Raw genomic sequence first — 25722 nt, 5'->3', positions numbered from 1 at the left:
CGATGCTTTTTATCGCTTTAAAAGCATCGTGTGATATCAAACAGTTATTTTAAAAAAAGCCCATATAAAACTGTTCTTTCAAAATTTTTAAAATCAGTTCAATCAGCTCATTTTTTTGCCCTTTACGATAACTGGCATACAGGTTAATCATCGGTAAGGGCTCAATAGTATTTTTCACGATAATTTTATCGCCCAATAGCGGGATCACATAAGCCGGTACCAGGCTCCAGCCCACCCCCATGCCGACTAAATTGACATTTAACAGAATATTAGTCGAGTGCTGTACGACGTTGACATCCAGTTTAGATTGCTTAAAGAAATCGGTAATAATCTTGTACAACTGCGGTGAGGCATCTTCGTCACTAATGACAAAATCCTGATGATTAAAACTCTTGATACTAATATGACGCTGCTCGGCAATCGGTGAATCCTTCGGCACGATTAAAGCCAGAGGCTCACTAAAAATCTGTACATGCTCCAGTTCATCCGATTCATCAACATAGCGGGTAAAGGCAATGTCAATATCACCTTTTTTTAAGGCTTTAAGCTGGTTGGCATCGGTCAGGCTATGAAAGTTGATTTTGATGTCGGGAAAATGAGCCCGTATATTCGGCATGATATAGGGAAAAATTTTCATTTCTGCCACAGGGACAAAGCCAATATTCAACTGGTCTTTGCTCAGGTTGGCAATTTTCCGCGCAGCATCAATCGCCTTTTCTGCATGCTCCAAACTCAGCAGCGCTTCTTTCAGAAATACTTTTCCCGCTTCAGTCAACTCAACTTTACGGTTGGATCGAACCAATAACTGAACACCCACCTCATGTTCCAGATCTTTAATCTGCTGGCTCAAAGATGGTTGCACCGTACACATGCGCTGTGCCGCCTTGGTAAAATTCAGTTCTTGTGCAACTGCAACAAAATAGCGTAAATGACGTAATTCCACGTGCCGGACCTCTCTTTATTTAGGTTGCTTCAGTGATGCCGAAACTGTGTATTTATAAACAAATAAAGTCAGCACAGTAATTACAGCACAGAATAAATAACTCAGTTGATAACCATAATAGGCAATCATCAATCCCAAAATGACTGAGCCGATTGCCATACCCAAATCAAACAGGGTAAAGAATGTGGAAATTGCATGCCCCATACGCTGTTTTGGCACAGACTGAATAGCAATGGTTTGAAAACATGGAAACAGGGAGCCATAACCAATGCCAATAAATATAGCAGATAACCAGAGCAGCCATTGATTGGAGATAAAACTGACCACGACCAGGCCTATGGCAAAGAAAATAAAGGAAGGATAAATGACTGCACTGGCACCTTTACGATCGTAAATTTTGCCTACCCACGGCCGGACTACAATCATGGAAATGGCGAAGACAATAAAAAACAGGCTGGTATACGCGAGCAGAGCTTTAGATTCGCTATAAGCGGTAATGAAACTCATAATGCTGGAATAAGCAAATGCAGTCAGCAAGGCAACAAAGCCAATCGGTATAGCACGTGTTTCAATAATGTCATGCCAACCCAAACATTTTTTTTCTTGAGTCTCAGCCGTAAAGGCAACCTTGTCCTGCTGTTGTACCGGAATGATTAAACAAAAAATAAAACCCAGGCTGATCACAGCAGTTAATAGCGCAAATAGCATCTTAAAATCAGTAAACTGCAACACGGTCAAGGCAATTAAAGGCCCAAATACCACGGCAAGATTGGTCGACATGACAAAATAGCCCATGCCCTCACCCTTACGCCGATCTGAAATAAAATCATTTGCTATGGGCACGGTGACCGTAGTTAATATGCTAAACCAGATACCATGAATAAAACGGATCAACAATAAAGCCCACATACTGTCGGCAAATAAATAGCTAAAAGCAAACAGTACAAACAGCAATTCCGAGCCGCGAAAGGCAATTTTTTTGCCTAATTTTTCCACAATCAGTCCGGAAAATGGACGAACCGCAATTGAAGAAACCAGAAATAGGGTCAGTGCCAAACCTGCTTCCTTCACCGTCCCGCCTAAATCCTTCATGATATAAATCGGCAAGACGGTTAATAAGGCATAATAATAGGTAAATAAAAACAGGTTATTGCATAGACACAATATAAACGAGCGATTCCACAGGCGCTCAGTGTTTGTCGCAGACATAATGACCAACTTAGCTGTAGCTATTGCTACTTTTGAACCAGAACAGGTTGCATCACCAAACGTACAAGATTGTGTATGTAAGTTTCATCTGGCATGCAATTAAAGAAAATAATCTGATAATGAATCGGCCCATACAGCGTATCCAGCATCAGTTCAAATGGATAATCGGCAATAATTTCATTACGCTCTATGGCAAGTTGAATCAACTTGCGTGTTTGCTCACGACGCGGTAATAAATACAGCCTGAAAAACTCACCGGCTGCTTCACGATGCTCGGCCATCACCACCAATAAAGCTCGCCCTAACGGATGATTTAGCGCGAGTGACAATTTTAACAGCTGCTGGTTCAGATTAACTTCCAGGCTCTGCTCGAAATCCAGATCAAAGACCGAAGCGGTGTGCTCTTTAAAGGCATCAAAGACCAGATCAGATTTATGCTTCCACCAGCGATAAATGGTCGACTTTCCTACCCCTGCCCGTGCAGCAATATCTTCAACAGTTAAATGACTGTAATCCTCATCTTCCAATGCAGCAGTCACTGCCTGCAAAATACATTGCTTACGACGCGAAGTTTTTTCTAGCTCAGTCATTCACCACCAAAACGAAACGATACGTATCGTTCTATATTAGGCTAATTTTTGCTTGCTGTATAGCTCTGATCTTCCCGTTAAAATCAAAAAAGACCGCTTTAAAGCAGTCTTTTTAACATCAGCGTTCCGTCTGTGTTAATACAACATTAGCATTGCGAGGTTTTTTTATAAATACTGCATGAAGGATGATGGCTTTCTTGCAAGCGCGCCACTTTACGATGTTCAGCAGCCTCAAAACGGCAACGTTTCCAGTCATTGTCCAGCTTCAATGGCGGAATCTGTTTCGGTTGACCATTTTCATCTACAGCTACCATAGTGAAGTAACAACTATTGGTATGACGTACGGTACGTTTTTGAATGTTCTGCGCTTCTACGCGAATCCCGATTTCCATTGAGGTACGGCCGACATGGTTGACACTGGCAAGAAAAGTAACGAGTTCACCCACATGAATCGGTTCTTTGAAATTTACTTTATCCACCGACAAAGTCACCACATAACTGCCTGAATAACGGCTAGCACATGCGTATGCGACCTGATCCAGTAATTTTAAAATTGTTCCGCCATGAACATTTCCTGAAAAGTTCGCCATATCAGGAGTCATTAAAACTGTCATGGTTAATTCAGACTGGTCATCTAATGCTGGAGCAATTTGATCTAATGGGGACATCGCGTTCTCTAGACTCTTTTACAGACAATAGTATAAGGAATGATTATATCGTTTTTCTATGAAATAAAATGTCGAAATTGCCAATAAACCCATCATTATTATTTATAGTGATTTTGGTATCATTCAAAAAAATATATATCAATTTTACCAACTCACTGAGATATAAACATTTTTCTTATAGCATGATTTTAATAGAATATTTGTTCTAAAAATTAAATTACAAAAAGATGGCTATGTATTTTAAAACATATCGTGTGATTATTACTTGAATACCCATGAATCAAACAAAATTTAAATCCATTTGGGCACACTGCTAGTCTCTAACGTGTCATATCAGACCAGTCAAATCTCAGCTTAAACTAATATCAAGGTGTTACATTGCGTAGCATTTCTTTGGAAATATTGCCATAGCTCAATACATTTTGCTGGTCAAGCTGGGTCTCAACACTATAGGTACCATCAGTATTTTCTGAAATCACGGTAAATACCAGATTTTCCATACTCGCCATTTTAACTTTTTGACCTATGGCAAATTTTTCTATGTTCATACTACTGTTATGCATTTAACCATCCTTACAGAAATATGCTTTTATGACTTTAATAAACTCCAGTGTAGAGAATTTTTATTTACTGGTAAACTTAAATCATTGAACAAACACATATTATATAAAAATTGTATAATACAAAAGCTTTCATCACTTAGTTGATTTTATTGAATAATATCAATTAATTAGTTTATCTTTACAGTTGAATTCCATTCATTTTGATTGATTATCCCTCAAAACCTAAATAACGACAGACTAAAACCTAACAGCATTGCAATAATGAATCTGAGACCCTTAAGGATTCGGTTTCATCATTGCAATTAATTGAAGGACTTAATCCTGTGCGCTTAATTGCTGAATGGTATGACCAAATGGATAATGCTTCTGTTTCAATAAAGTGGTAATTTCATTTAACTGACTTTCTGTTGCATCTATTCCGGCTTGCATGGTCATTGCACGACCTTTTACATCAAATATATGCCCTTTTTCCCTTAAATCTGGCTGAATCACAATATCTGCATGCTTTAACTCTTCTTCAGCTAAACGGCTTTGCATGATATTAATATTTTGATTGAACATTCCCCAAACATTACTGGTTTCGGTATGCATGGGTTGCGCCAAAATATCTACAGCAATCACAATATCCGCCCCCAAATCACGTGCCACGCCCACAGGCACCGGGCTCACCAGACCGCCATCCACATATTCATCCGCACCAATTTTGGTCGGAATAAACATGCTGGGAATAGACACGGAAGCGCGTACCGCCTGTCCGGTATTACCATAGTTAAAAACGACTTTTTTACCTTGTTTTAATTCCGTTGCGACCACATACATCGGGATTTTTAATGCCTCTAAAGGCGTATTGTTGACTTGTTGATTGACATAATTTTCAACTTTTTGGCCATCGAAAAAGCCTTTCATATCCAGCTTTACATCACGCACATCATTGGCTTTCATGCTTAAAGCAATATCACGCAGCTCTTCTGCTGTTTTACCACTGGCATAAATGGAACCCACAATACTGCCCGCACTGGTGCCTACAATCAAATCCGGGTGTATCCCTTGCTGCTCCAGTACCTGAATGACCCCGATATGAGCATAGCCACGAGCACCACCACTGCCCAGTACCAAGGCAACAATAGGACGGTTTTCCTGCTGTTTGAGTTTTTTAAAATTAATACGCTCTGCCCGAACTTGAGCATCTGCAGCAGGTGGCTCTGATAGTCCTGTCGAACCAACAGTAAGCTTAGGTTGGGCAACCGTTTGACAGCCTCCCAACCCCAATACTGCCAAAACAATAAAACTAAATTTGATATTGCTCATGAACCACCTAAAGATAAATAAAGCTGTTCGCAAAAAGGCGTATATTTTAAGAACGATCTATGTGTAACACTGTATTCTTTCGTAAAGTTATCCTTAAAAGCTCTCAGTTTTTAAAAGATCAGGGCTCATATATTTGCCGCCTTCCTCTTGATATTATCTCATCTTTTGACCTTTTTTATAGCAGGCTTTTGCCCATACGACTGGCGCTGATGATTCTCATACGAATGAGATCACTGAGGTATTAACTGGAGATGAAAAATAATTTTTCAAATAAAAAAAGAGGCGAACCAGTCGCCTCTTTTTTAAATTTCCAGTTTTGAATTAGAAATTATATTTAGCCATCAAACCTACACGGTTATCTTTGAATGACTGACCAGCAAATGTTTCACGCTTACCATTGATATATTCCACACCTAAATCAATTGGTGCAGCTGGTGAATAGATAATGTTCATCCAAGCTTGTTGCACTTTTTCATTCGCTGTTTTATTGAGGCGGGCATAGTCAGTACCATCGTCAGCAAACGATGCACCATAAGCCAATGTTGAACGCAAGTTAGGTAAAATCTTATAAGTTGCGCCGACTTGAACTGCATTAAACTCATTCTGCTCAATACTGTTATTTGCCGGATCTACAACATAAGCTGAATTGCTGCCATATAAATAGTTGCTGTTACCCACTACATGCGAAACATCAGCAGACACTTTTAAAGGATCAACAACTTGATAATTAACCCCTGCCGCTACACCCCAGCCAGTTTTATTATCATCAGCTGCTGTTGATTTATAATTTTCAACCAAAGCACGTGCAGATACGGAACCTTTACCCTCCGCAAAACCTTGCACTAATTTCGCAGTTAAATTAGGTAAACGATATTTAATAGTATCCCCTGTAGCCGAACTATCTGCTTCTTCTGCAGACAAGAATAATTGGGTAGCAGGAGCCAGTTTAAGACCATAGCGTACTTGAGGAACACGCAGTGTACCTCCACCCACGTTCGTTGCAAGGTCAATCATTTCTGGCGCATGATTCGACAGGAAGTTTGAAGTGGTTTGACCGAATAACCAGTCATTATAGGTTAAGTAAGCATGACGAATACGCAATGCTTCATTGGTTCCTGCAAAATCAACTTCAACTTTACCACCAACTTTTGCATCACCCACTGGCGTATTAAAATCTAAGCCTAAACGGGTCATTTTTCCGGTAGCACGAAGCTTGTCATTAACTAATGCAGTTGCTCCACCAGATTTGTGTACTGCGTTAAAGTCGTCATCTGCACCTTCAATAATATAGTTAGCATCACCACGAACAAAACCGTATAGGTTTACACTGGCGCCCGCTTTAGTTTTAAAGCCAGTTAATGCTGATTCAGACTTCGCTGCAGGTGCTGCTGCAAGTTGAACAGGCTGTGCCTTGACTTGCTCAATTTGAGTTTGTTGCTGTTGCTGCACTTGCTGTTGTTGTTGAATTAAAGATTTTAATGCTTCAACTTCTTGACGTAATTGTTGAATTTGTTTTTGTTCAGCTGTGCCGGCATGTGCTGTACTAACCATGACTGCTGTAACTGCCAATGCTAAACCTTTAGCAATAAATTTACCGTTACGTAATTGACTCATTCTTAAAATCTCCGATTTGTTAAATTTCGCATTCCATGCATTCAGTGATTTTTTAAAAACCCAATAAATCTATGAAAAAATACCCTTCAAAAATTAATAAGCTTAAAAAACCATTGCATTTTCAGCTTCTGAGTACAGTAAAAAACTTAAAATATTATAATATTACAAATATGTGACATCCACATATCGTGCTAAATCTAGCAATTTTCAGACTTTATTAAAATCAGTTTTCCCGAACAGTGATTGAAAAATCATCTCATTTTCAGATCTAATAAAAAAATAATGTGGATATTCTTAGACTTAGAAAAATTCATCCTAAAGCCGAACAACCAGACATTCGACTAATGTATATAACTACCCAGCGCTAAAAAACTCATTTCAAAAGACATTTTTATAAATTTACAGCTCATTTCAGCATGTAAACGATGCCATAACTGCCCGCCATGCGGTACGAGCTTTTTGTATCAGACAGGTGATCCATAAATCATTAAAACATTTTAACCGTGGCAAGCTGGGCACCCTTAAGAAAACCTTTGCCTAGTTATCCGGAAAAATGGATATTGCCGCGTTTATGGATAAATAAATAAATAGCTTTAACTCAAACAGACCTTTAGCACGAATAAGTTTAAAGGTCTGTTTTGCTATGCAGATATTTAAATATTTAAACTTTTATCCTGCAATTGTCTGCTGAACTGCAGAATTGCAAGCAAAGTCACAGCCACGAAGATCAACATCAGAATTCCCATATTGAGCAGTGAATCCCACATCAGAAAATTTAAAATCACGCCACCGAGCAAACCACAGGCAAACTGCATACTTCCCATAATGGCACTGGCTGTTCCCGCTTGCGCACCCTGTTGCGACATGGCCAAAGCCATCGCATTGGGACCAGTAAAACCAATTCCTGCCACTGCCCAGAACATGCCAATCAATACCAGCCATAAGGGACTATGACCGATTAAACCTGCACTGAATAAAATGCAGACCCCAAGCAACTGGATGATGCCGCCTATTTTCAGGCGACTCAGTACCGAAAATTGCTGGCCAAGTCTTTTATTGAGCGCAGATAACAGCATGATACCAAAGGCATTCAGCCCAAAAGCATAAGCAAATTGCTGTTGCGCTAATCCATAATGATCCATCAGCACAGCAGCAGATGAACTGATATAACAAAATAAAATGCCGCCAGAAAAACAACCAGCCAGCATTGGCCATTTAAAACTCGGGTCTTTAAAAATACTACCGTACAGCTGGATAATCTGGGCGACATTCAGCTTTAAACGGCGTTCAGGCGGCAAACTCTCTTTAAAGAAAAAGTGCACACAGAATAAACAGATCAGTCCGATCAAGGTTAAAAAGACAAAGACTGCATGCCAGCTAAAGAACGTCAATACCATTGCCCCGACACTCGGCGCGACAATCGGTGCAATCCCCATCACAATCATCATGCTGGCAAAGGCCTGTGCAGAAGCCTGCATATCCAGACGGTCACGAATGGCAGCCCGAGCAATCACCACCCCTACGCAGCCTCCAACAGCCTGTAAAATCCTTGCAGCAATTAAGCTCCATTCATTGCTGGCAAAAATACACAGCAGGCTTGCAACAACATACAGGGTTAATCCAAAATACAGTGGCGTTTTGCGCCCAATCCGGTCACTCAAAGGTCCATAGATCAGCTGCCCTAAAGCCAGTCCCAAAAAATAAGCCGGTAAAGTATTGGCTACCATTTGCGTACTGACGCCAAAATCCTGTGCCATTTGCGGCAAGGCTGGCAGGTACATATCAATAGAAAGTGGACCAAGTGAGGTCAATAAAGCCAGCAGCATGATCCATGCTGTGGAATACTGCCGTGTAGATTGCTGTACAGACATAACGATATTCAATTTTTAAATGGGGGCTTTAAAGACAAGCTTACACTGTACATAGTATTATTTTAAGGATTGAAAATGAAATTTCACATAATTTCATTCCCTGATGCATACATCCTTTAGTGATTAGGACATAACTTGAAATCTTGGCTGACGCGTCTTAAACAAGCGACTTACAACACCACCTTCATGTATAACCTGCGCATGATTATTGCATTTGCAGGTACTGCCTTTGTGCCCTATTTTATGGGACAACAGCTTGCCACCATTCCCTTGACCTTAGGGGTGGTGGCTGCCGGTTTAAGTGATATTGATGACCGCTTTTCAGTGCGGATCATGAACCTGATTTATACTTACATCGGTTTCTTTATTACCGCCGCCTCGATTTATTTTTTATTTCCTCATCCCGTTTTATTTGCCATAGGGCTGATTGTGTCCTGCATTGGCTGGATTCTGCTCGGCTCATTAGGACGGCGTTATGCGACCATTTCCTATGGCTGTCTGGTCATTTCTGTATATTCGATGCTGGGCGTTTCTCTCTTTGATCAATGGTATATGCAGGCTGGGCTGCTGGTTGCCGGTGCGATGTGGTATGGCCTGCTTTCTACCATCAGTTTTCTGTTATTTCCGGTTCGGCAGGTTCAGGACAAACTGTCCCAATGCTATTCATCACTGGGGGACTTTCTGTTTGCAAAATCGAACCTGTTTGATGTTGACATGACGCCAGAAAGTTATCAGCAAAGCATGATTGAGCTGTCGCTGGAAAATGGCAAATTGGTCGGTATTTTCAATGAAATGAAAACTGCCCTGTTAACCCGATTAAAAGGTGACCGTGGACAAAAAGATACCCGTCGCAGCCTGCAATATTATTTTGTGGCTCAGGATATCCATGAACGTGCAGATTCAGCACATATTGATTATCAAAAACTGGTCAAAGTTTTTGAACATAGTGACATTTTATTTCGCTTTCAACGCATTCTTTCTATTCAGGGTAAGGCCTGTAAAGACTTGGGTCACAGTATTTTAAATCGTGAAACCTATCAGCATAACAAGCGCTTTAAACATGCCTTTGCCAACTTAAAAATATCCTTGGAAAAACTCCGTGCCGAGCAGCAATACGATCAGGTTTGGGTCAATGCCTTATTTTCTCTTTATCAAAATTTAAAGTCGATTGATGCCCAGCTTCGTAACGTAGAAACAGAGCGGCATATCAAGTTCGATAAAAGCAAACATATTGAAAACCAGCTGAAAGATGATGATTTAAAAGGCTGGGATGATATTGTGATCCGGATCAAGCAGCATTTAACCCCGGAGTCGGTGCTGTTTAGACACGCAATTCGTGTCTCCATCGTTTTGCTTATTGGCTATATTTTTGTTCAAGTGACCAATATTGAATATGGCTACTGGATTTTATTAACTGCTCTTTTCGTCAGCCAGCCCAACTTTAACGCCACCAAACGCCGCCTGCGTTTACGGATTGTCGGCACCTTGGTCGGTATTATTCTCGGTTATGCCGTTTTGTATTTTATTCCTTCTATCGAAGGTCAATTATTACTGCTGATTTTAAGTGGTGTGCTGTTCTTCGAATTACGCAGTAAGCAATATGCCCAGGCCACCGCCTTTATCACTATTTTGGCGCTGATTAACTTTAACCTTGATGGTATGGGTTTTGCCGCAGCCCTGCCCCGTATGATTGATACCCTAATTGGCTGTGCCTTGGCCTGGTTTGGGGTGAGCTTTATCTTCCCGGACTGGAAATTCCGCCGTTTACCCCGCACGATCCGACGTTCACTCACTGCTCAATGTGAATATTTAGCCGAAGTCATTGAACAGTACAAAAATGGCCGTAATAACGGTTTGAAATATCGAGTGGTACGTCGTGCTGCGCATAATAACGATGCAGATGTGGCCTCACTGATTTCGACCCTGGCCACAGAACCTGATTTTGACCCGACACAAAAAAGCCAGGCTTTTGAATTCTTGTGCTTGAATCACACCCTGCTCAGCTATATTGCTGCACTGGGCGCACATCGTGAAAAAATTGCAGATCAGGAAGTCTTGCAGCTCCTCGATCAAGCGCTGGACGACATTCAAGGGGCATTGCTAAAAGATGAAGTGCCCGACCTGACGGCACAAAATATGCTGAATACCATACGCCAACGCTTAAGCCAAAATAATGAAGAGGATCAAAAATCTCTGATTGTGTTGCAGCAATTATCGTTGATGCTCAGTATTCTGAATCAGCTCAGTCGTTTAAAGCAAAGTCTAAGCCATGACCGTGATGAAAAAGCCACCGAATTAGCCTCATTATAAATAGGATGATTTTGGAACAATATACTCACTGAATTGGTATAAATAATGCTAAACTTTTTACAGTTCTAAATTTGTTATTTTCATTATGACCGCGAAAAATTTATACGCTTATACCCTGCAGCCTGTGAACTATGAAATTTCTGAGGCTGAACAACGTCAAGCGCAACTTGCCATCTGGCGTAGCACCAATAAAATCGGCACCAAAGCCTGGATCATCATGGCAGCTGTTGCCCTACTTTCCATTGTCGGTATCATCTTGCTGAAAAACTATTCCACCATTTTCTGCTGGGTGGCTTTGGTCTGTGTGCTTGCATATTTCCTGATCCGTAAATTCGGCTTGGAATGGTATGTAAAACGCAAGATGAATGAATTTCCGGTACAGGAAATTAAAGGTATCCGTTTGGGCGTACAGCCGCACGGCATTATCATGCGTCAGCAAATGGGTGCACAGGAAGGTGTCGGTGCCATTGGCTGGAAAGATATTTATGAGTGGTATAATACCCCTGACTTTATGTTGATTAACTTCAAGGTTAAAGGTCAACAAGGTGCTTATATCTTGCCAAAGCGTATGGATTCAAAGAATTTTTCTTTCAAGACTATCCGCAAGCACTTGAATGAAACTGTGGGCGAAGCAAAACAGATTTAAATGCTCCTGCAAGCTAGACATTAAAAAAACCTCCAGACTGGGGGTTTTTTAATTCCGAAAAAATTAAATGATAATGAGAATAAATATTACCTACAAAATCGATATCATTTTGGAAAAGTTCAGCTATAATTCAGGTTAATTCTGTTTCTCACCCTGTTTTTTCGGCTATGTTAAAAAAAATCTTTTTCCAGATTCACTGGTTTCTTGGTATTACTGCCGGTTTAATCCTCTCCATTATGGGAATAACTGGTGCCATTTATTCATATGAACAGCCTATCCAGAAATGGTTCAATCCGGCTAGCTATACCGTCCAGGTGGAAAAACAAGATAAATTAACCCCTGCCGAACTGTATCAGCATTTTCAAAAAACTGATCCGGAAATGAAAATTAACAGCATCACCATAGCCATAGATCCGACAGCATCTTCAAGCATTAATATTGTCAAAGAAGGTGCACGTAAAGGCTATACCATGATGATTAACCCTTACACAGCCGAAGTGTTACCTGAGATTAAAGGACGAGAATTTTTCAAGTTTATCGAACAGTTGCATCGCAATTTAACCGTTGGACCCGTCGGCAAGCAGATCACCGGGGCCTGTACCCTCATGCTGATCTTTTTTGTACTCAGTGGTCTATATCTGCGCTGGCCGAAAAAGCATTCTGTTAAACAGTGGTTCATGCTTAAGCCACAACTGAAAGGTCGTAATTTCCTTTGGGACTTACATGCGGTTGTGGGTACCTGGGTGGTGATTTTCTTCCTGATTATCGCCTGTACCGGTTTAACCTGGTCTTATGGCTGGTGGCGTAGCGGCTTGTATACCGTGATGGGTGTTGAACAACCGCAAGCCAAGGGTGAAGCTGAAGCGCCAAAAGGTGGTGAAGCACGCGGTAACCGTGAGGGTTCGAGCGAAGCATTACCTAATACAGCTACAAGCAACCCTGAAAAAGCCGCTAAACCTCAGCGTGGTGAAAAACGCGAGAAAAAAGGCTTAAGCCCGGAACAGATCCATCTGGCTCTTAGTCAAAGCTGGAACGGCTTTAATGCTCAAGTGGACCGTGATTATTCAAGCATTACCCTGAATATCCCGAAAAAAGCCAATGGTGAACTTGAAATTAGCTTTGTCGATGCCATTCCGCAAAACGAACGTGCACGCAACAAAGCCATATTTGATTATCAAGCATCTAGCATTAAAGAGATGGAACTTTACGAAAATAAAAAACTCAATGAAAAAATCATGAGTAGCATGCTGCCAGTGCACCGTGGTAGCTTCTTTGGTCCGGTTTACCAGTTCTTGGCTATGCTGGCTGCTCTGAGTATGCCATTGTTCTTTGTTACAGGCTGGATGCTCTACCTGAAACGTCGCAAACAGAAGAAACTGACTCAAACTGCACGTCATGGATTAACCGCGGTCAATATTGATACCAGTGCAAAACCCTGGCTGATTGTCTATGCGTCACAAACTGGTACGGCAGAACAGCTGGCATGGCGTACAGCAACCAGCCTGCAACAGGCTCATCAGCCTGTGAGCGTGAAATCTGTACAACATTTGAATCTGGATGATTTAAAAAATACCGAACAGGTTTTATTTGTAGCAAGTACTTACGGTACTGGTGAAGCACCTGATTTAGCATCAGGTTTTGCCAAAAAAATACTGCGCAAAAAAGCTGATTTAAGCCATCTGCACTATGCAGTATTGGCCTTGGGTTCTCACGAATATGCCGACACTTTCTGTCATTTTGGCCATGCAATTGATGACTGGTTAAAACAGAATGGTGCGCAGCAGTTGTTTAATATCATTGAAGTGGATAATACCAATCAAGAGCAGATTCAGGCATGGAATACGGCTTTAGCAAAAGTAACCCAGCTTGAATTGCAAGCCATGAATATTGAAAAAACCTTCGATCGCTGGACTTTAACCCAACGTGATCTGCTCAACCCGAACAGCCTCGGTGCCGCGGCCTTTAATATCGAGTTAAAGCCGGATCATGAAGTGAGCTGGCAAGCCGGTGATATCGCCGAGATTCAACCCGGTAACAGTGCTGAACGTATTGCCCAATTTATGCAAAAGCATCAAATTCAGCCGAATGCCTCTGTAGATTCCTTAAATATAAATATTGAGCAGGCCTTATGGAACAAAGATTTGACTGTTGAAGTTGAACCTTTTGCCAATATGGATCATTTACTGGAGCAACTTCCAACGCTGCCTTCACGTGAATATTCCATTGCCAACATTCCTTCACAGCAAGTTCTGCGTTTAGTGGTGCGCCAACAGTCCGATGCTCAAGGTCAATTGGGCCTGGGTTCAGGCTGGCTGACTCGGCATGCCCCGTTAAATAGCGAGATTGCACTGCGCATCCGTAACAATGAATCTTTCCACCTGATTGATGACAACCGTCCTATCATTTGTATTGGTAACGGTACCGGTCTGGCAGGCTTAATGAGCTTGCTACATGCACGTACCCGTCAGGACTATACGCAAAACTGGCTGATCTTTGGTGAACGCCAGCGTGAACATGACTTCTTCTATCAGAGCACGATTGAAGCCTGGCAAACCACCGGCATGCTGCAACGTCTGGATTTGGCTTTCTCACGCGATCAGGCAGAAAAAGTCTATGTGCATCATAAACTGCGTGAACAGGCACAGGAACTAAAAGCCTGGATTGACAATCGTGCAGTGATTTATGTGTGCGGCAGTATCAACGGTATGGCCAGCGATGTCGATCAGGCTTTAACCGACATTCTGGGTGAAGCTGTAGTTGATCAGCTACGTCAAGATGGTCGTTATCGTCGTGATGTCTACTAATCATTGAAGTCAATAAAAAAACCGGGTCTCAGAATCCGGTTTTTTTATACTTAAAGTATCCAATTTGTTTAAACTAGCAACAACATTCACCCAGATTAATTTTATGTCCAGCAGCTTCAAACGTCACCTGAGCTTGATCATCGGCAGTATATTGACTCTCGATGGCTTATGGTTACTATCACTGGATAAAATTCATCTCGGCATTATTCTTCCATTGATCATTGGTATAGGACTGATGCTCTATGCCCCGTTTTTTAACCGGATTCAAAACTTTATTCAGCACCCCCCCTTAAGACAGACTTTATGGCACTGTGCATGGGCCGGATTTTTTCTCTGGCTCGGTACATTGGTGATATTTTTCAGTTATTTGCAATATAACATTCAGCGGTCCAATACCGTTCAGCCCGCTGCTGCCGTCATCATACTGGGCAGTGGTATTGAAAAGGGGCGTCCCTCTCCCACCTTAAAACAGCGCTTAGATGTTGGTGCTGCCTATGCCAAACGTTACCCGGAAACCCTGCTGGTCGTGACCGGAGGTTTAGGATTTAAAGAACAAATTGCTGAAGCAGCCGTGATGTCTGAATATCTGCAACAACAACATCATATTGATCCATCACGTATTTTATTAGAAGCAAAAAGTACCAGCACTACAGAAAACCTGCGTAATGTACAGCCTTTGCTGGCACAGCAGCATATTTCCCTAAAACAGCCTGTTGTCATCGTCACCAGTGATTTTCATATTTTACGTGCCAAAGCCATTGCCAAACATCAAGGTTATCAACAGATATTTACCCTTAGCGCCCCAACACCACTTTATATTCGCTATAACTCCTGGTTACGCGAGTATTTTGCTTTCATTAGTGGCTGGCTGTTACAGGAATACTAAAATCAGTTCAAACGAATGCTACGGGGTAAAGGCAGTTTTTCATCTTTAAACAATTCAGGTTTTTGCAGGTAAATCTGATACAAATAATTTTTTATATCCAATAATAATTTTTCTGGTGCCACCAGCACATTTTGCCCTTCCGGAGTTAAATCCATCGACACACAGGTATTTTCCTGACGTAAAAAAGGAATGACTTTTTCAACAAAATCTTTAAGTGAAATATCCTCAACGTGATAATTTGCCCAATTGTCTTTCAATAGCAATTTTGCCAGCCCTTTGCTTTGCCAAATAGCAAATGCACGCTGACCGGTAGGTGTTGCACATAATGCCCAACCATCATCATACAGGGCATGGACATAACCTTGAGCTACAATCATTTCAACAAATTTTTTATAGATTTCTTGGGCATTATAAGTATTATTTTGGGTCTTAGACGCAGCCTTGCGTTGATATGGATTTCTCATGATTTTTCAATAGTTAAAATTATTATTAACTAAGGATTTTAGGAGAAAAATAGAATTTGATCAAGGAGAATATATGGTGGGCGCTGACGGGATCGAACCGCCGACATTCTGCTTGTAAGGCAGACGCTCTACCAACTGAGCTAAGCGCCCTGAGAATTAAAAAATAACATCGTTATTTTTTATGACGCAAGACAAGCGAAGTACGTAGTCTTGGTATTGATATCTTAAACTCAGGGATTTAAGACATTTTAAAAATGGCGCAGCGGACGGGACTCGAACCCGCGACCCCCGGCGTGACAGGCCGGTATTCTAACCAACTGAACTACCGCTGCATCACGATACTTATTTCTAAGTAGTTATATCTAAGAAAGAAGATATCTTTAAAAGATATGGTGGGCGCTGACGGGATCGAACCGCCGACATTCTGCTTGTAAGGCAGACGCTCTACCAACTGAGCTAAGCGCCCTCAAAGGGTCTTGCATTTTTGATTCTAAGGATGGCGCAGCGGACGGGACTCGAACCCGCGACCCCCGGCGTGACAGGCCGGTATTCTAACCAACTGAACTACCGCTGCATCGCAAAAAATCTGGTGGGCGCTGACGGGATCGAACCGCCGACATTCTGCTTGTAAGGCAGACGCTCTACCAACTGAGCTAAGCGCCCTCAAAAGGTCTATCATGTAAATGGCGCAGCGGACGGGACTCGAACCCGCGACCCCCGGCGTGACAGGCCGGTATTCTAACCAACTGAACTACCGCTGCACTTACACAATGTCGCTATTGTGGCAAACGAATATTAAGAACTGAAGTGGCGCAGCGGACGGGACTCGAACCCGCGACCCCCGGCGTGACAGGCCGGTATTCTAACCAACTGAACTACCGCTGCACTAAAGTGTCTTAACGTTAAGAGCTTGGTGGGCGCTGACGGGATCGAACCGCCGACATTCTGCTTGTAAGGCAGACGCTCTACCAACTGAGCTAAGCGCCCTTTAAACGTCTTCATCGTTTGATGAGGTGCATTATAGAGAATCCTGACAGACTGTCAAACGCTTTTCTGACTGTTTTTGGTTTTTTACGTTTGAGTGATTAAAAAATAGGTTGTTTGCTATAAAAACAAACAATTTCGATAACTTATTTACTATTTTCTGTAAAAACCCAAAAATCACCGAGTCATTTTTAAGCAAAATATTGCAATATTTTTTGAACTGCTGGCGAATACCGCCGTTTTTCATCCACTATATATTCAGCAGAACGTTAAGCTTTTAATGCTTTATCACATTATTAATCGGCGATTGCCTGTGTACCATCCTTCAAATTCAAACGCTGTTCTGAAATAAACACCAAAGCATCCTCAGCGATCAGTTCGAATAATTCAATCACATCTTGATTACGCATCCGGATGCAGCCATGTGACAATGGAATCCCCATGGGTTCTGTATCGGGGGTGCCATGAATATAGATATAACGCTGAAAGGTATCACAGCCCTCACCCTGATTAAAATTTTCTTCCAGACCGCTTAACCAGAGGATACGCGATAAAATCCAGTCGCGTTCAGGATATTGTGCAGCCAATGCTGCATCATAGACTTCACCAGTTTGTTGCCGTGCTTTAAATACCGCATTTGGGGGAGCGGCATGTCCGAATTTTAGTGCTACTTTATGCCAGCCTCGTGGTGTCTTGCCGGAATTTTCCTGCTCGCCAATCCCATTTTTGCCTGTAGAGATGACATAAGATTTGTTATGTTTGGGCAAGGTCAGGTGTTGCCCGATCAAATCAATCCATATATCCGCCTGTTCTAAAGAATATGCCATAACAAAATCACTCACCATCTTTGATTGGTTCTGCTGAAGGTTCAGGACGTAGCCATAACCAGATGGCCACTGTCAGCATGGTCAGATCAGTGAAGATTTTCACCAAAAGCGGTGCATTGGTAAATAACATGATGATTCCACTGATCATCATCATGATAGTAGCGAACCATTTTGCCTTGCGTGGTACGGTGCCATTTTCACGCCATGCCCTTAAGGTCGCCCCATATTTAGGATGATTCAGCAACCAGGCATCCATTTGCGGCCAGCCTTTCGAAGCCGACCAGGCAGCTAAAATCAGAAATACTGTTGTTGGCATACCCGGTAAAAGTACCCCGATAAAGCCCAGGATGACAAAAATCATCACTAAACTTCGCCAAAACAACATTTTCATAGCACTACCCTATACAACTAATTGCGGTAGTATAAAGTGTTTTTGCATATTATCCGTTGTCATTCTGCACTTTTTAATTTATCGCCCGGGGTTGCTATGTTTGCTTTAAATCAAGTCTCTCATATTGAAGAACCGTGGCTGCAATTTAAAAATTTACTGGTTCGGCAACTGGCCTTTTGTGTATGCAGTCCAAATATTTTATCCCACATCCCGTCCGAAATGGTACTCAAGCATGCTTTTCAATTTCATGATGATGCTGTATGGCGTAGCCATTTTCAGAATTATCACTCCAGATTGCTTTATTTAGACCAGCATCCACAAGAATTAGAAAACTTTTTACAACAACTCAAAAGCACGCGCTTAGGGCTGCGTTTTGAAATGCTGGTCTGGTTCTGGCTGCTCGATCAAGACTATCACCCTTATCAATTACTCGGTCATAGCATTCAGAAAATTGCGGGACCTAAAACCCTGGGTGAACTCGATTTTCTGTTATTGAATACAGAAACCCAAGCCATTGAACACTGGGAAGTGGCTTTAAAATATTATCTGGCAGAACTGGATTGTTCTTTGCCCTACTGGTATGGCTTAAACCGCAGCGATACTTTATTGCGAAAATTAAATCACTTTAGCCAAAAGCAGTTTCAGTTTGAGGATGCACTAGAACACAACATTGAGCAGCGTTTCGCAGTACTTAAAGGGCAACTTTATCTTTCTGTTGGAAGCACAGTGAGTACCCTTCCCAACTGGGTCAATAAACAACGACGTTTAGGCTGTTGGGGAAGCGATATTCCTCCGCAAAGTGCTCAATTTTACCGCTTACAGCGACTCGAATGGATCTGTCCAGAACAGCATATCAGTAGCGATACCGCACAGTGGTGGAGTAACGGCTTATATCTGCAAAAAGATCAAAATAATTTCTATATGTACCGCAATCCACCTTTACTCTCTCAAGCAATACATCGCCAATTTTATGAGAATTGTCTATTTTTATAACAAATGTTTACTTTTCTACCATCAAAAAACCCTATTGTTTAGACTGTGCATTAATTAACCTGAATTCACATCAAAATAATGAATGACTTGGAGATGATGATGAAAAAAATTCTTGCTGCTTCCCTCATTATTGCGTTTGCTTTAACTGGCTGTAATACGTTTAAAGGTATGGGTAAAGATGTATCTAAAGCTGGAGAGGCTGTAACCGATACTGCAGAAAAAACTTCTGAGGAAATCCGCAAAAACTAGTTTGTCTTCAGCGTACAGAACCCTATCCAAGATAGGGTTTTTTTATACCAATTTTAGGGCAGCCATTCACATTCAAGGACATATTCGCCTATTATAGTGCAGACAAATTTATCGACTTATGAAAATCGCATGACCTCTTCCGCTACCCTTGATTTAAGCCTGCAACTGCTACGTCAGCCTTCTGTAACACCAATCGATCATAACTGCCAAAATATCATGGCGGAACGTCTGGAAAAAATCGGCTTCAATATTGAACCGATGCGTTTTGAAGACGTGGACAATCTATGGGCACGTAAAGGTACTGAAGCACCTGTTTTATGTTTTGCAGGCCATACCGATGTGGTACCTACTGGGAGTTTAGATGCTTGGAATTCGGACCCTTTTGTACCGGAAATTCGCGATGGTAAACTGTATGGACGTGGCAGTGCCGACATGAAGACAGCACTGGCAGCGATGGTAGTGGCTTCAGAGCGTTTTGTGGCAAAACACCCAGACCATAAAGGTTCTATCGCATTTCTCATTACTTCCGATGAAGAAGGCCCATCCATTAACGGTACCGTGAAAGTTGTGGAAGCTTTAGAAGCCCGTAATGAAAAAATGACCTGGTGTTTGGTTGGTGAACCATCCAGTACCAAACAGTTGGGTGACGTGGTCAAAAATGGTCGTCGTGGTTCATTGAATGCCAAATTAACCGTGAAAGGTAAACAGGGACATGTGGCTTATCCTCACCTTGCCATCAACCCGATTCATACTGCCTCTAAAGCCCTGGCTGAACTGTGCGATACGGTGTGGGACAATGGCAATGAATATTTTCCTGCAACATCTTTCCAAATTTCCAATATCAATGCAGGTACCGGTGCAACTAACGTGGTTCCGGGCAGTATGAATCTTTTATTTAACTTCCGTTATTCAACTGAAGTGACTGCTGAACAGTTAAAAGAACGTACCTTAGAAATTCTAGACCGTCATAATCTTGATTATGATATTGAATGGACATTATCTGGCTTGCCATTCCTTACCCCAGTAGGCGAATTGGTCAATGCTGCTAAAAATGCCATTCGTAATGTCACCGGTATTGAAACTGAACTTTCTACCAGTGGCGGTACTTCCGACGGTCGTTTTATTGCCCCTACAGGTGCACAGGTGCTGGAACTCGGTGTATTAAATGCCAGCATCCATCAAATTGACGAACATGTAAATGTTGCTGACCTGGAACCGCTTGCTGAAATTTACGAACAAATTCTAGAAGGCTTATTAGCTCGCTAAAACAGTAACCACATAAAATAAAAAAGGAACTGAACAGTTCCTTTTTTATTACCCACCTTTTATAAATGCTTCAACATTACAATCCTAAAGAAGACTGAATGTGTTCGAGATTAGGCACATAAAACACCTGATCTCCCATCCGTACATACTGGAATACATCAGGGTCTGTTGCCGTGCGTTCTTCATCTACCACTTCGGAAATACGCAGACGAATCGTTTTTGGCATCTCATTACACATCAGGGCAAAACGCTGACTGACATCATCGCCTTCAATGACCAATGCTACACCCGTTTTGCGCTCCGGATCATTCACAGCATACACTGGCAGCTTCAATTCATGCCATTCCACAAAAGGCACCTGTGTAGCGCTATCCAGCGCAGACAAGACAATGTTTTGCGGAAGAATCATCGCTTCCTTACCATAACAATCGATAATATAGGTATCGATAAATCCGGTAGATACCGTAATAAGGTGGTGTAACTCCTGTTGTGAAATTCGGTCAACAGCAGAGTTTGAAACACTATTTTGGCTCATTGAGTTATCCCTGACTGATTTCTAACAAACTTTCCACATTTTCCAGCAATTCCGCTTCCTGGAACGGTTTGCCCATATAGTGCGTTACCCCAAGACTGAATGCACGTTCACGGTGCTTCTCGCCTGTTCTCGACGTAATCATAATAATAGGCAAGTTTTGATGCACGTCATGGTGACGAACCAGATTCGTGACTTCAAAACCGTCCATACGCGGCATTTCAATATCCAGCAACATCAAGTCTGGTTTGACATTTTCCAGCTGCTCCATGGCATCAATACCATCTTTGGCCGTCACCACATCAAAGCCTTGACGTTCAAGTAAACGTGAAGTCACCTTACGTACTGTCACCGAGTCATCCACAATCATGATCAGGCGGCGTGCATTACTGTAACGCGAATGCTCACGTTGATCAGACACATGTTTAAGACGTTGAGTGTTCTGAATTTGTCGGGCAATATTCTGACCATCCAGAATCAGACAGACTTGACCATCACCTAGAATAGTCGCTCCGGCAACAGCGCCAACACTTGAGAATTGCTGACCGATCGGTTTCACCACAATTTGTGCACGCGAACCAATCAGCTGATCCACAAGTAGTGCAATAGTTTGACCACTATTGCCTTTAATCAGCAATACAGGTAAAGAATGTGCAACATTACTTAAACGTGGTAAAGGCTGATTGGACACAAATTCGGATAAATAACGCAGTTTGTAACTGGTGTTATCAATTTTAAAGAAATCTTCTTTACTATTGAAATACTGTTCAAGCGCTGATGGTGCAATACGTACAATACGGTCAATTTGTGCCAGTGAAATCGCAAACTGCTGGTCGCCTGATTTGACCATCAAGGCGTCACTTACAGCCACCGTAGTCGGTACGCGAATGGTAAAGGTGGTCCCTTTACCCAATTCAGAATCGATGGAAATATGCCCACCCAGTGCCTTAATTTCGCTTTGCACCACGTCCAGACCTACACCGCGTCCGGAAATTTGCGTCACTTCTTTGGCAGTAGTAAATCCAGGATGGAAAATTAATTGCAGGATTTCCTGCTTATCAATGGATTGATCGGCTTTAATTAAACCCAAGCTGAGTGCTTTTTCTTTAATTTTTGTTTCATCAATCCCTTTACCGTCATCACTGAATGACACCAGTACATCTGTACCTTGACGGCTAATATTGAGAATAATTTTCCCGACTTCAGGCTTCTGTAGCTCATGTCGTACGTGAGTATCTTCCAGACCATGGTCAATCGCATTACGCAGCATGTGCTCGAACGGTGTAACCAGACGCTCTAGAATGTTACGGTCCAATTCACCTTCGGTGTTTTGCACCACCAGCTCGGCCGGACGGTTCAGAGTCGATGAGGTTTGACGCACAATCCGTTGTAAACGTGGTAATAAACGATCAAATGGTACCAGACGGGTACGCATCAGGCTTTCTTGAATCTCAGCTTGAATACGGGATTGTTGTAACAGTAAACCTTCCGTATCACGAATTTTTTCTGACAGGGTCGTCTTGAAATCGACCAAGTCAGATGCAGATTCCGCCAGCGATTTTGACAACTGGTTTAATGATGAATATTGGTCCATCTCTAGAGGATCAAAATCGGCATAACGTGAATTATCACCATGTTTGGCAATAATTTGAGACTCGAGCTCACCTTCCATTCGACGTAACTGGTCAGCCAGACGCTTGATCGCCAGTTCCATTTCGTTCAGGGTATTACTAAACTGTCCCAAGTCCATTTCAATACGTGAACGGTTAATCGCATTTTCACCAGACAAGTCGATCATTTTCTCGACCAGATCGGCAGAAATACGGATCATTTCATTGCTGTTGTCCTGTTGATTACTTGTATCCCACTCACCCATCATTGCTGGAGGTTCGGTACCATCACCCTGAACAAATTCAAAGACTTTAGCCGTAGACAGCGTATCAGATTCGGCCACGCGCTTAGGTAACTGCGCAATGACATCAACAAATTCAATCGACTCTAAACTTAATTTGACGCTGTCAAAATTACTGTAATCATGCTCGAAAATGGCCTGCTTTAACCATGCCAAAGTCGTTTGCAATAACAGGTCATAAACATTGGAGTTGAACTGATGCACCGCAAAGCGTTCGAAGGTGGTTTCCAGCTGGTAAGCAATTGCCCCTACCGGTTCATTTTCCACCATACGTGCGCCACCTTTCAAACTGTGGGCTGCACGCTGTAATTGAAGCAGCAAGCTACGGTCACTACGCTGCTCAAACCACTGTTTCAACAGGCTATCTGTAGACTCCAGAATTTCTTCTGCTTCTTCCCAGAAGGTTTCTTCTGCAATTAAACGGATACTGTCATCTGGCTCTTCAACATGGTCTGGAGTTGCCAAGGCAACTTCAGCAGCTGTTTCAGCTTCGGCTTTAGCTTCCACTTCAGTTTCAAGCTGAATCTCAGGTTCAATTTCTGTTTCTACTGTCGTTGCAGTTTCAAGTTCTTCAATTTCAGCTGCAACTTCAGGTTCAGCCTGAACTTCGACTTCCGCAACTGCGGTGCTTACAGCCACACTACCTTGAGCGATAGCCTGAATATTACGCAAAATTTCAATCGATTCAGTACCAGAATAATCAATCTGCTCATCGCGAATGACTTGAATACGGTCTGATACATCATCTTGTACTAAGCGAATAATACTGATGAGTTGCGGATTGACCTCAATTTGATGACGGATCACGCGTTCATAAATGCTTTCCAATTCATGCGCAATTAAGCCAATATGAGTCGCCTGAATCATATTGGCACCCCCTTTAAGGGTATGCAAATAACGCATTAAATTATTCAGTGCCGCAGTATCGGACGGATCTTTCGACCAGGTATTCAAGTCTTGATCGATCCCGCCCAGTAATTCTTCTGCTTCTTCCAGGAAGATATCCAACAAATCTTCATCAAAATCACGATTTGCATCATCAGCATGCATGTGTTCACGGTCTGAACCAATTTTTTGTGAAATCTGTGCCAGATCTACAATACCTGAAGCAGCAGTTGGTGAGGCTTCAACTTGAGTTGCAGGATTCGGTTCCTGAACTTCGAACTGTTCAAGATCCTGCTGAACAAAGGCTGCCAGATCATTCAGAACTTTCTGGATATCTTCCGTTAAAATAACGCGCTGACCTGCCGCCAGGGTATCGAACAGATGAATGAACTCTTGATGTGCCTGCCCAAACAGATCATATGCATAGTCGATATTGAGCAGTTCCGGTTTTAATACCAGCGCTTCATAGCCAGACTTCAATTCATGGGTAAATTGATAGATGCCCATCGCAGCACGATTATCAGTATTATCCAATAATTGCTGTGCCTGCTGGCTTAAGGCCTGAATGTATTCCGGATATTCTACTTTGGCACGTTTTTCAAATTCGAATTCGGCATCCAGAAGTAAATCAATATTCAATTCGACCAGTTTGGACACCAGACCTTGCGGATTGACATCCTCATCCACTTCTGCAGAACTGAAACCATAGTCGTCCCATGCCGAATTAAAGGTGGCATATATGGCATCAAGTTTCTGGGTCTGACCCTGTCTTAAAGTATGTAAATAATCACGGACAAATTCAGCATATTGAATTAGCAACGCAGTCTGGCTGGAGGTAGAAACAATTTCTTCTTGTAAAAGTGTTTTAAATAAGTTTTCAACCTTGGTACTGGCTGCAAAAATCTGATCAATATGCGCCATAGAAGAGCTGCCACGCAAGGTATGCAAGGCACGGATCAGGCCATTATAATCCTGATGTTGTTCCTGTTCATTTTTCAGGAACTGATCAATCGTAAACAGATGTTCTTCTGCTTCTTCAATAAAGATCGCGACCGTTTCTTCAATATCATTGTTGTCGTCTGCTGCAACTGGGGTTGCTGTAGCAGTAGTTTCGATTGCCATTTCAGGCGCTGCTTCACTAAATGATTGATCCTGCAATTCCAGACCAGTGAGACTATTGACACTGGTCAGTGTGCTAGACAGTTCAAGCAATTCTTCTAGTGCAGGTTCCAAACTGACCTGCTGCTGAATTTGCTGCCCCAATAATACTAAAGGTCTTAAGTCGATATCAGCATTTTGAACAGTTTTAAAAATTGGGTATAACTTGTATTGATAAATATTAAATACAGTTTGGGCAAATCGTTGAACTGTGCTGTCCAAAGGTACTGTGCCGGAAATAACCCGATTTAAAGTATCTTCAACCGCCCATGCCAACTCACCCGCAGATTTTGCTCCAACCATACGGCCAGAACCTTTAAGGGTATGAAAATGACGGCGAATGGTCGTTAAAGTTTCTTGGTCATTCGGATTTTCCAACCAAGTTGTAAATAAAGTACTTAATTCAACGAAGATTTCTTCTATTTCTTCAACAAAAATTTCTAGAATTTCTGCATCTTGATCAAGATAACTATCTTCAGGAAGCGTAGTCGTTTCAACTAAATTTTTTAATATTTCTTTCATAGCTTAGGCTTCTTACGTTTATCTGCCACCAAGAAGGTTGCTCAAACTTAATTGTCACCATCACGCGAGACCTAACTTTGAAGTTAAGTTCATCTTGTCGATGCTTGATCTGTGTCTTATGGATATC

General features: G+C 42.0%; 20 protein-coding genes and 8 tRNA genes. 7 read left to right on the top strand and 21 right to left on the bottom strand.

What is annotated here, in order from left to right:
* Positions 1-49: 49 nt before the first annotated feature.
* The 8 genes from ABJ384_RS04000 to ABJ384_RS03965 all read right to left on the bottom strand — a co-directional run bounded on the left by ABJ384_RS04000 (position 50) and on the right by ABJ384_RS03965 (position 8766).
* Entirely contained in the window at positions 50-943 is an 894-nt protein-coding gene (locus ABJ384_RS04000) for a LysR substrate-binding domain-containing protein (protein WP_349928982.1), read from the bottom strand.
* A 15-nt stretch (positions 944-958) separates the two neighbouring features.
* Positions 959-2152, bottom strand: a complete 1194-nt coding sequence (locus tag ABJ384_RS03995) for an MFS transporter (protein WP_349928980.1) — start codon at positions 2150-2152, stop codon at positions 959-961.
* A 26-nt stretch (positions 2153-2178) separates the two neighbouring features.
* A complete protein-coding gene (locus tag ABJ384_RS03990) occupies positions 2179-2742 on the bottom strand; it encodes a TetR/AcrR family transcriptional regulator (protein ID WP_086195969.1) in 564 nt (187 codons plus the stop codon).
* A 146-nt stretch (positions 2743-2888) separates the two neighbouring features.
* A complete protein-coding gene (locus ABJ384_RS03985) occupies positions 2889-3410 on the bottom strand; it encodes an acyl-CoA thioesterase (protein ID WP_086174788.1) in 522 nt (173 codons plus the stop codon).
* Between the two features lie 365 nt (positions 3411-3775).
* Complete coding sequence (locus ABJ384_RS03980; protein ID WP_171263187.1) at positions 3776-3973, bottom strand: hypothetical protein; 198 nt, start codon at positions 3971-3973, stop codon at positions 3776-3778.
* Positions 3974-4288: 315 nt separating this feature from the next.
* Entirely contained in the window at positions 4289-5281 is a 993-nt protein-coding gene (locus ABJ384_RS03975; protein ID WP_349928977.1) for a patatin-like phospholipase family protein, read from the bottom strand.
* 321 nt (positions 5282-5602) lie between these two features.
* The gene (locus ABJ384_RS03970) at positions 5603-6895 is read right to left on the bottom strand and encodes a DcaP family trimeric outer membrane transporter (RefSeq protein WP_349928975.1); all 1293 of its coding nucleotides are present in this window, start codon (positions 6893-6895) and stop codon (positions 5603-5605) included.
* Between the two features lie 653 nt (positions 6896-7548).
* On the bottom strand, positions 7549-8766 hold the full coding sequence (locus ABJ384_RS03965; protein WP_349928974.1) for a multidrug effflux MFS transporter: 1218 nt from the start codon (positions 8764-8766) through the stop codon (positions 7549-7551).
* A 135-nt stretch (positions 8767-8901) separates the two neighbouring features.
* Here ABJ384_RS03965 and yccS point away from each other — a divergent pair, with 135 nt between their 5' ends.
* From yccS to ABJ384_RS03945, 4 genes are all read left to right on the top strand, one after another.
* Complete coding sequence (gene yccS, locus ABJ384_RS03960) at positions 8902-11076, top strand: YccS family putative transporter (RefSeq protein WP_349928972.1); 2175 nt, start codon at positions 8902-8904, stop codon at positions 11074-11076.
* 85 nt (positions 11077-11161) lie between these two features.
* Positions 11162-11722, top strand: a complete 561-nt coding sequence (locus tag ABJ384_RS03955) for a YcxB family protein (protein WP_086195974.1) — start codon at positions 11162-11164, stop codon at positions 11720-11722.
* Positions 11723-11889: 167 nt separating this feature from the next.
* Entirely contained in the window at positions 11890-14526 is a 2637-nt protein-coding gene (locus ABJ384_RS03950; RefSeq protein ID WP_349928970.1) for a sulfite reductase flavoprotein subunit alpha, read from the top strand.
* Between the two features lie 103 nt (positions 14527-14629).
* On the top strand, positions 14630-15412 hold the full coding sequence (locus tag ABJ384_RS03945) for a YdcF family protein (protein ID WP_349928968.1): 783 nt from the start codon (positions 14630-14632) through the stop codon (positions 15410-15412).
* A gap of 2 nt (positions 15413-15414) precedes the next feature.
* Here the strand turns inward: ABJ384_RS03945 and ABJ384_RS03940 are convergent, their stop codons facing one another.
* The 11 genes from ABJ384_RS03940 to ABJ384_RS03890 all read right to left on the bottom strand — a co-directional run bounded on the left by ABJ384_RS03940 (position 15415) and on the right by ABJ384_RS03890 (position 18078).
* Positions 15415-15876: a DUF2750 domain-containing protein gene (locus tag ABJ384_RS03940; RefSeq protein ID WP_349928966.1), complete on the bottom strand. Its 462-nt coding sequence runs from the start codon at positions 15874-15876 to the stop codon at positions 15415-15417.
* A 74-nt stretch (positions 15877-15950) separates the two neighbouring features.
* Positions 15951-16026 (bottom strand) — tRNA-Val (locus ABJ384_RS03935).
* 105 nt (positions 16027-16131) lie between these two features.
* A tRNA-Asp gene (locus ABJ384_RS03930) sits at positions 16132-16208 on the bottom strand.
* 58 nt (positions 16209-16266) lie between these two features.
* Positions 16267-16342: transfer RNA gene (locus ABJ384_RS03925), tRNA-Val, on the bottom strand.
* A gap of 31 nt (positions 16343-16373) precedes the next feature.
* Positions 16374-16450: transfer RNA gene (locus ABJ384_RS03920), tRNA-Asp, on the bottom strand.
* Positions 16451-16463: 13 nt separating this feature from the next.
* Positions 16464-16539: transfer RNA gene (locus ABJ384_RS03915), tRNA-Val, on the bottom strand.
* Positions 16540-16560: 21 nt separating this feature from the next.
* Positions 16561-16637: transfer RNA gene (locus ABJ384_RS03910), tRNA-Asp, on the bottom strand.
* 47 nt (positions 16638-16684) lie between these two features.
* Positions 16685-16761 (bottom strand) — tRNA-Asp (locus tag ABJ384_RS03905).
* A gap of 26 nt (positions 16762-16787) precedes the next feature.
* A tRNA-Val gene (locus tag ABJ384_RS03900) sits at positions 16788-16863 on the bottom strand.
* A 293-nt stretch (positions 16864-17156) separates the two neighbouring features.
* Positions 17157-17687, bottom strand: a complete 531-nt coding sequence (gene elsL, locus ABJ384_RS03895; protein ID WP_349928964.1) for a cell wall-recycling L,D-carboxypeptidase ElsL — start codon at positions 17685-17687, stop codon at positions 17157-17159.
* A 7-nt stretch (positions 17688-17694) separates the two neighbouring features.
* Positions 17695-18078, bottom strand: a complete 384-nt coding sequence (locus ABJ384_RS03890; protein ID WP_349928963.1) for a YbaN family protein — start codon at positions 18076-18078, stop codon at positions 17695-17697.
* 96 nt (positions 18079-18174) lie between these two features.
* On the opposite strand from ABJ384_RS03890, the gene ABJ384_RS03885 reads away from it, so the two are divergent.
* The 3 genes from ABJ384_RS03885 to dapE all read left to right on the top strand — a co-directional run bounded on the left by ABJ384_RS03885 (position 18175) and on the right by dapE (position 20586).
* A complete protein-coding gene (locus ABJ384_RS03885; protein ID WP_349928961.1) occupies positions 18175-19071 on the top strand; it encodes a DUF1853 family protein in 897 nt (298 codons plus the stop codon).
* Positions 19072-19170: 99 nt separating this feature from the next.
* A complete protein-coding gene (locus ABJ384_RS03880) occupies positions 19171-19320 on the top strand; it encodes an entericidin A/B family lipoprotein (protein ID WP_086195980.1) in 150 nt (49 codons plus the stop codon).
* 129 nt (positions 19321-19449) lie between these two features.
* Positions 19450-20586: a succinyl-diaminopimelate desuccinylase gene (gene dapE, locus ABJ384_RS03875; protein ID WP_166167645.1), complete on the top strand. Its 1137-nt coding sequence runs from the start codon at positions 19450-19452 to the stop codon at positions 20584-20586.
* A 76-nt stretch (positions 20587-20662) separates the two neighbouring features.
* On the opposite strand, the gene ABJ384_RS03870 is transcribed toward dapE, so the two are convergent.
* Together ABJ384_RS03870 and ABJ384_RS03865 are read right to left on the bottom strand one after the other, a co-directional pair.
* On the bottom strand, positions 20663-21121 hold the full coding sequence (locus ABJ384_RS03870; protein ID WP_086195982.1) for a hypothetical protein: 459 nt from the start codon (positions 21119-21121) through the stop codon (positions 20663-20665).
* Between the two features lie 4 nt (positions 21122-21125).
* A complete protein-coding gene (locus ABJ384_RS03865) occupies positions 21126-25595 on the bottom strand; it encodes an Hpt domain-containing protein (protein WP_349928959.1) in 4470 nt (1489 codons plus the stop codon).
* Between the last annotated feature and the right edge of the window lie 127 nt (positions 25596-25722).

Origin of the sequence: Acinetobacter sp. A1-4-2 (assembly GCF_040233925.1) — a bacterium.
In the GTDB taxonomy this organism is placed as follows: Bacteria; Pseudomonadota; Gammaproteobacteria; order Pseudomonadales; family Moraxellaceae; genus Acinetobacter.
This window is presented reverse-complemented; position numbering and strand designations above follow the sequence as displayed.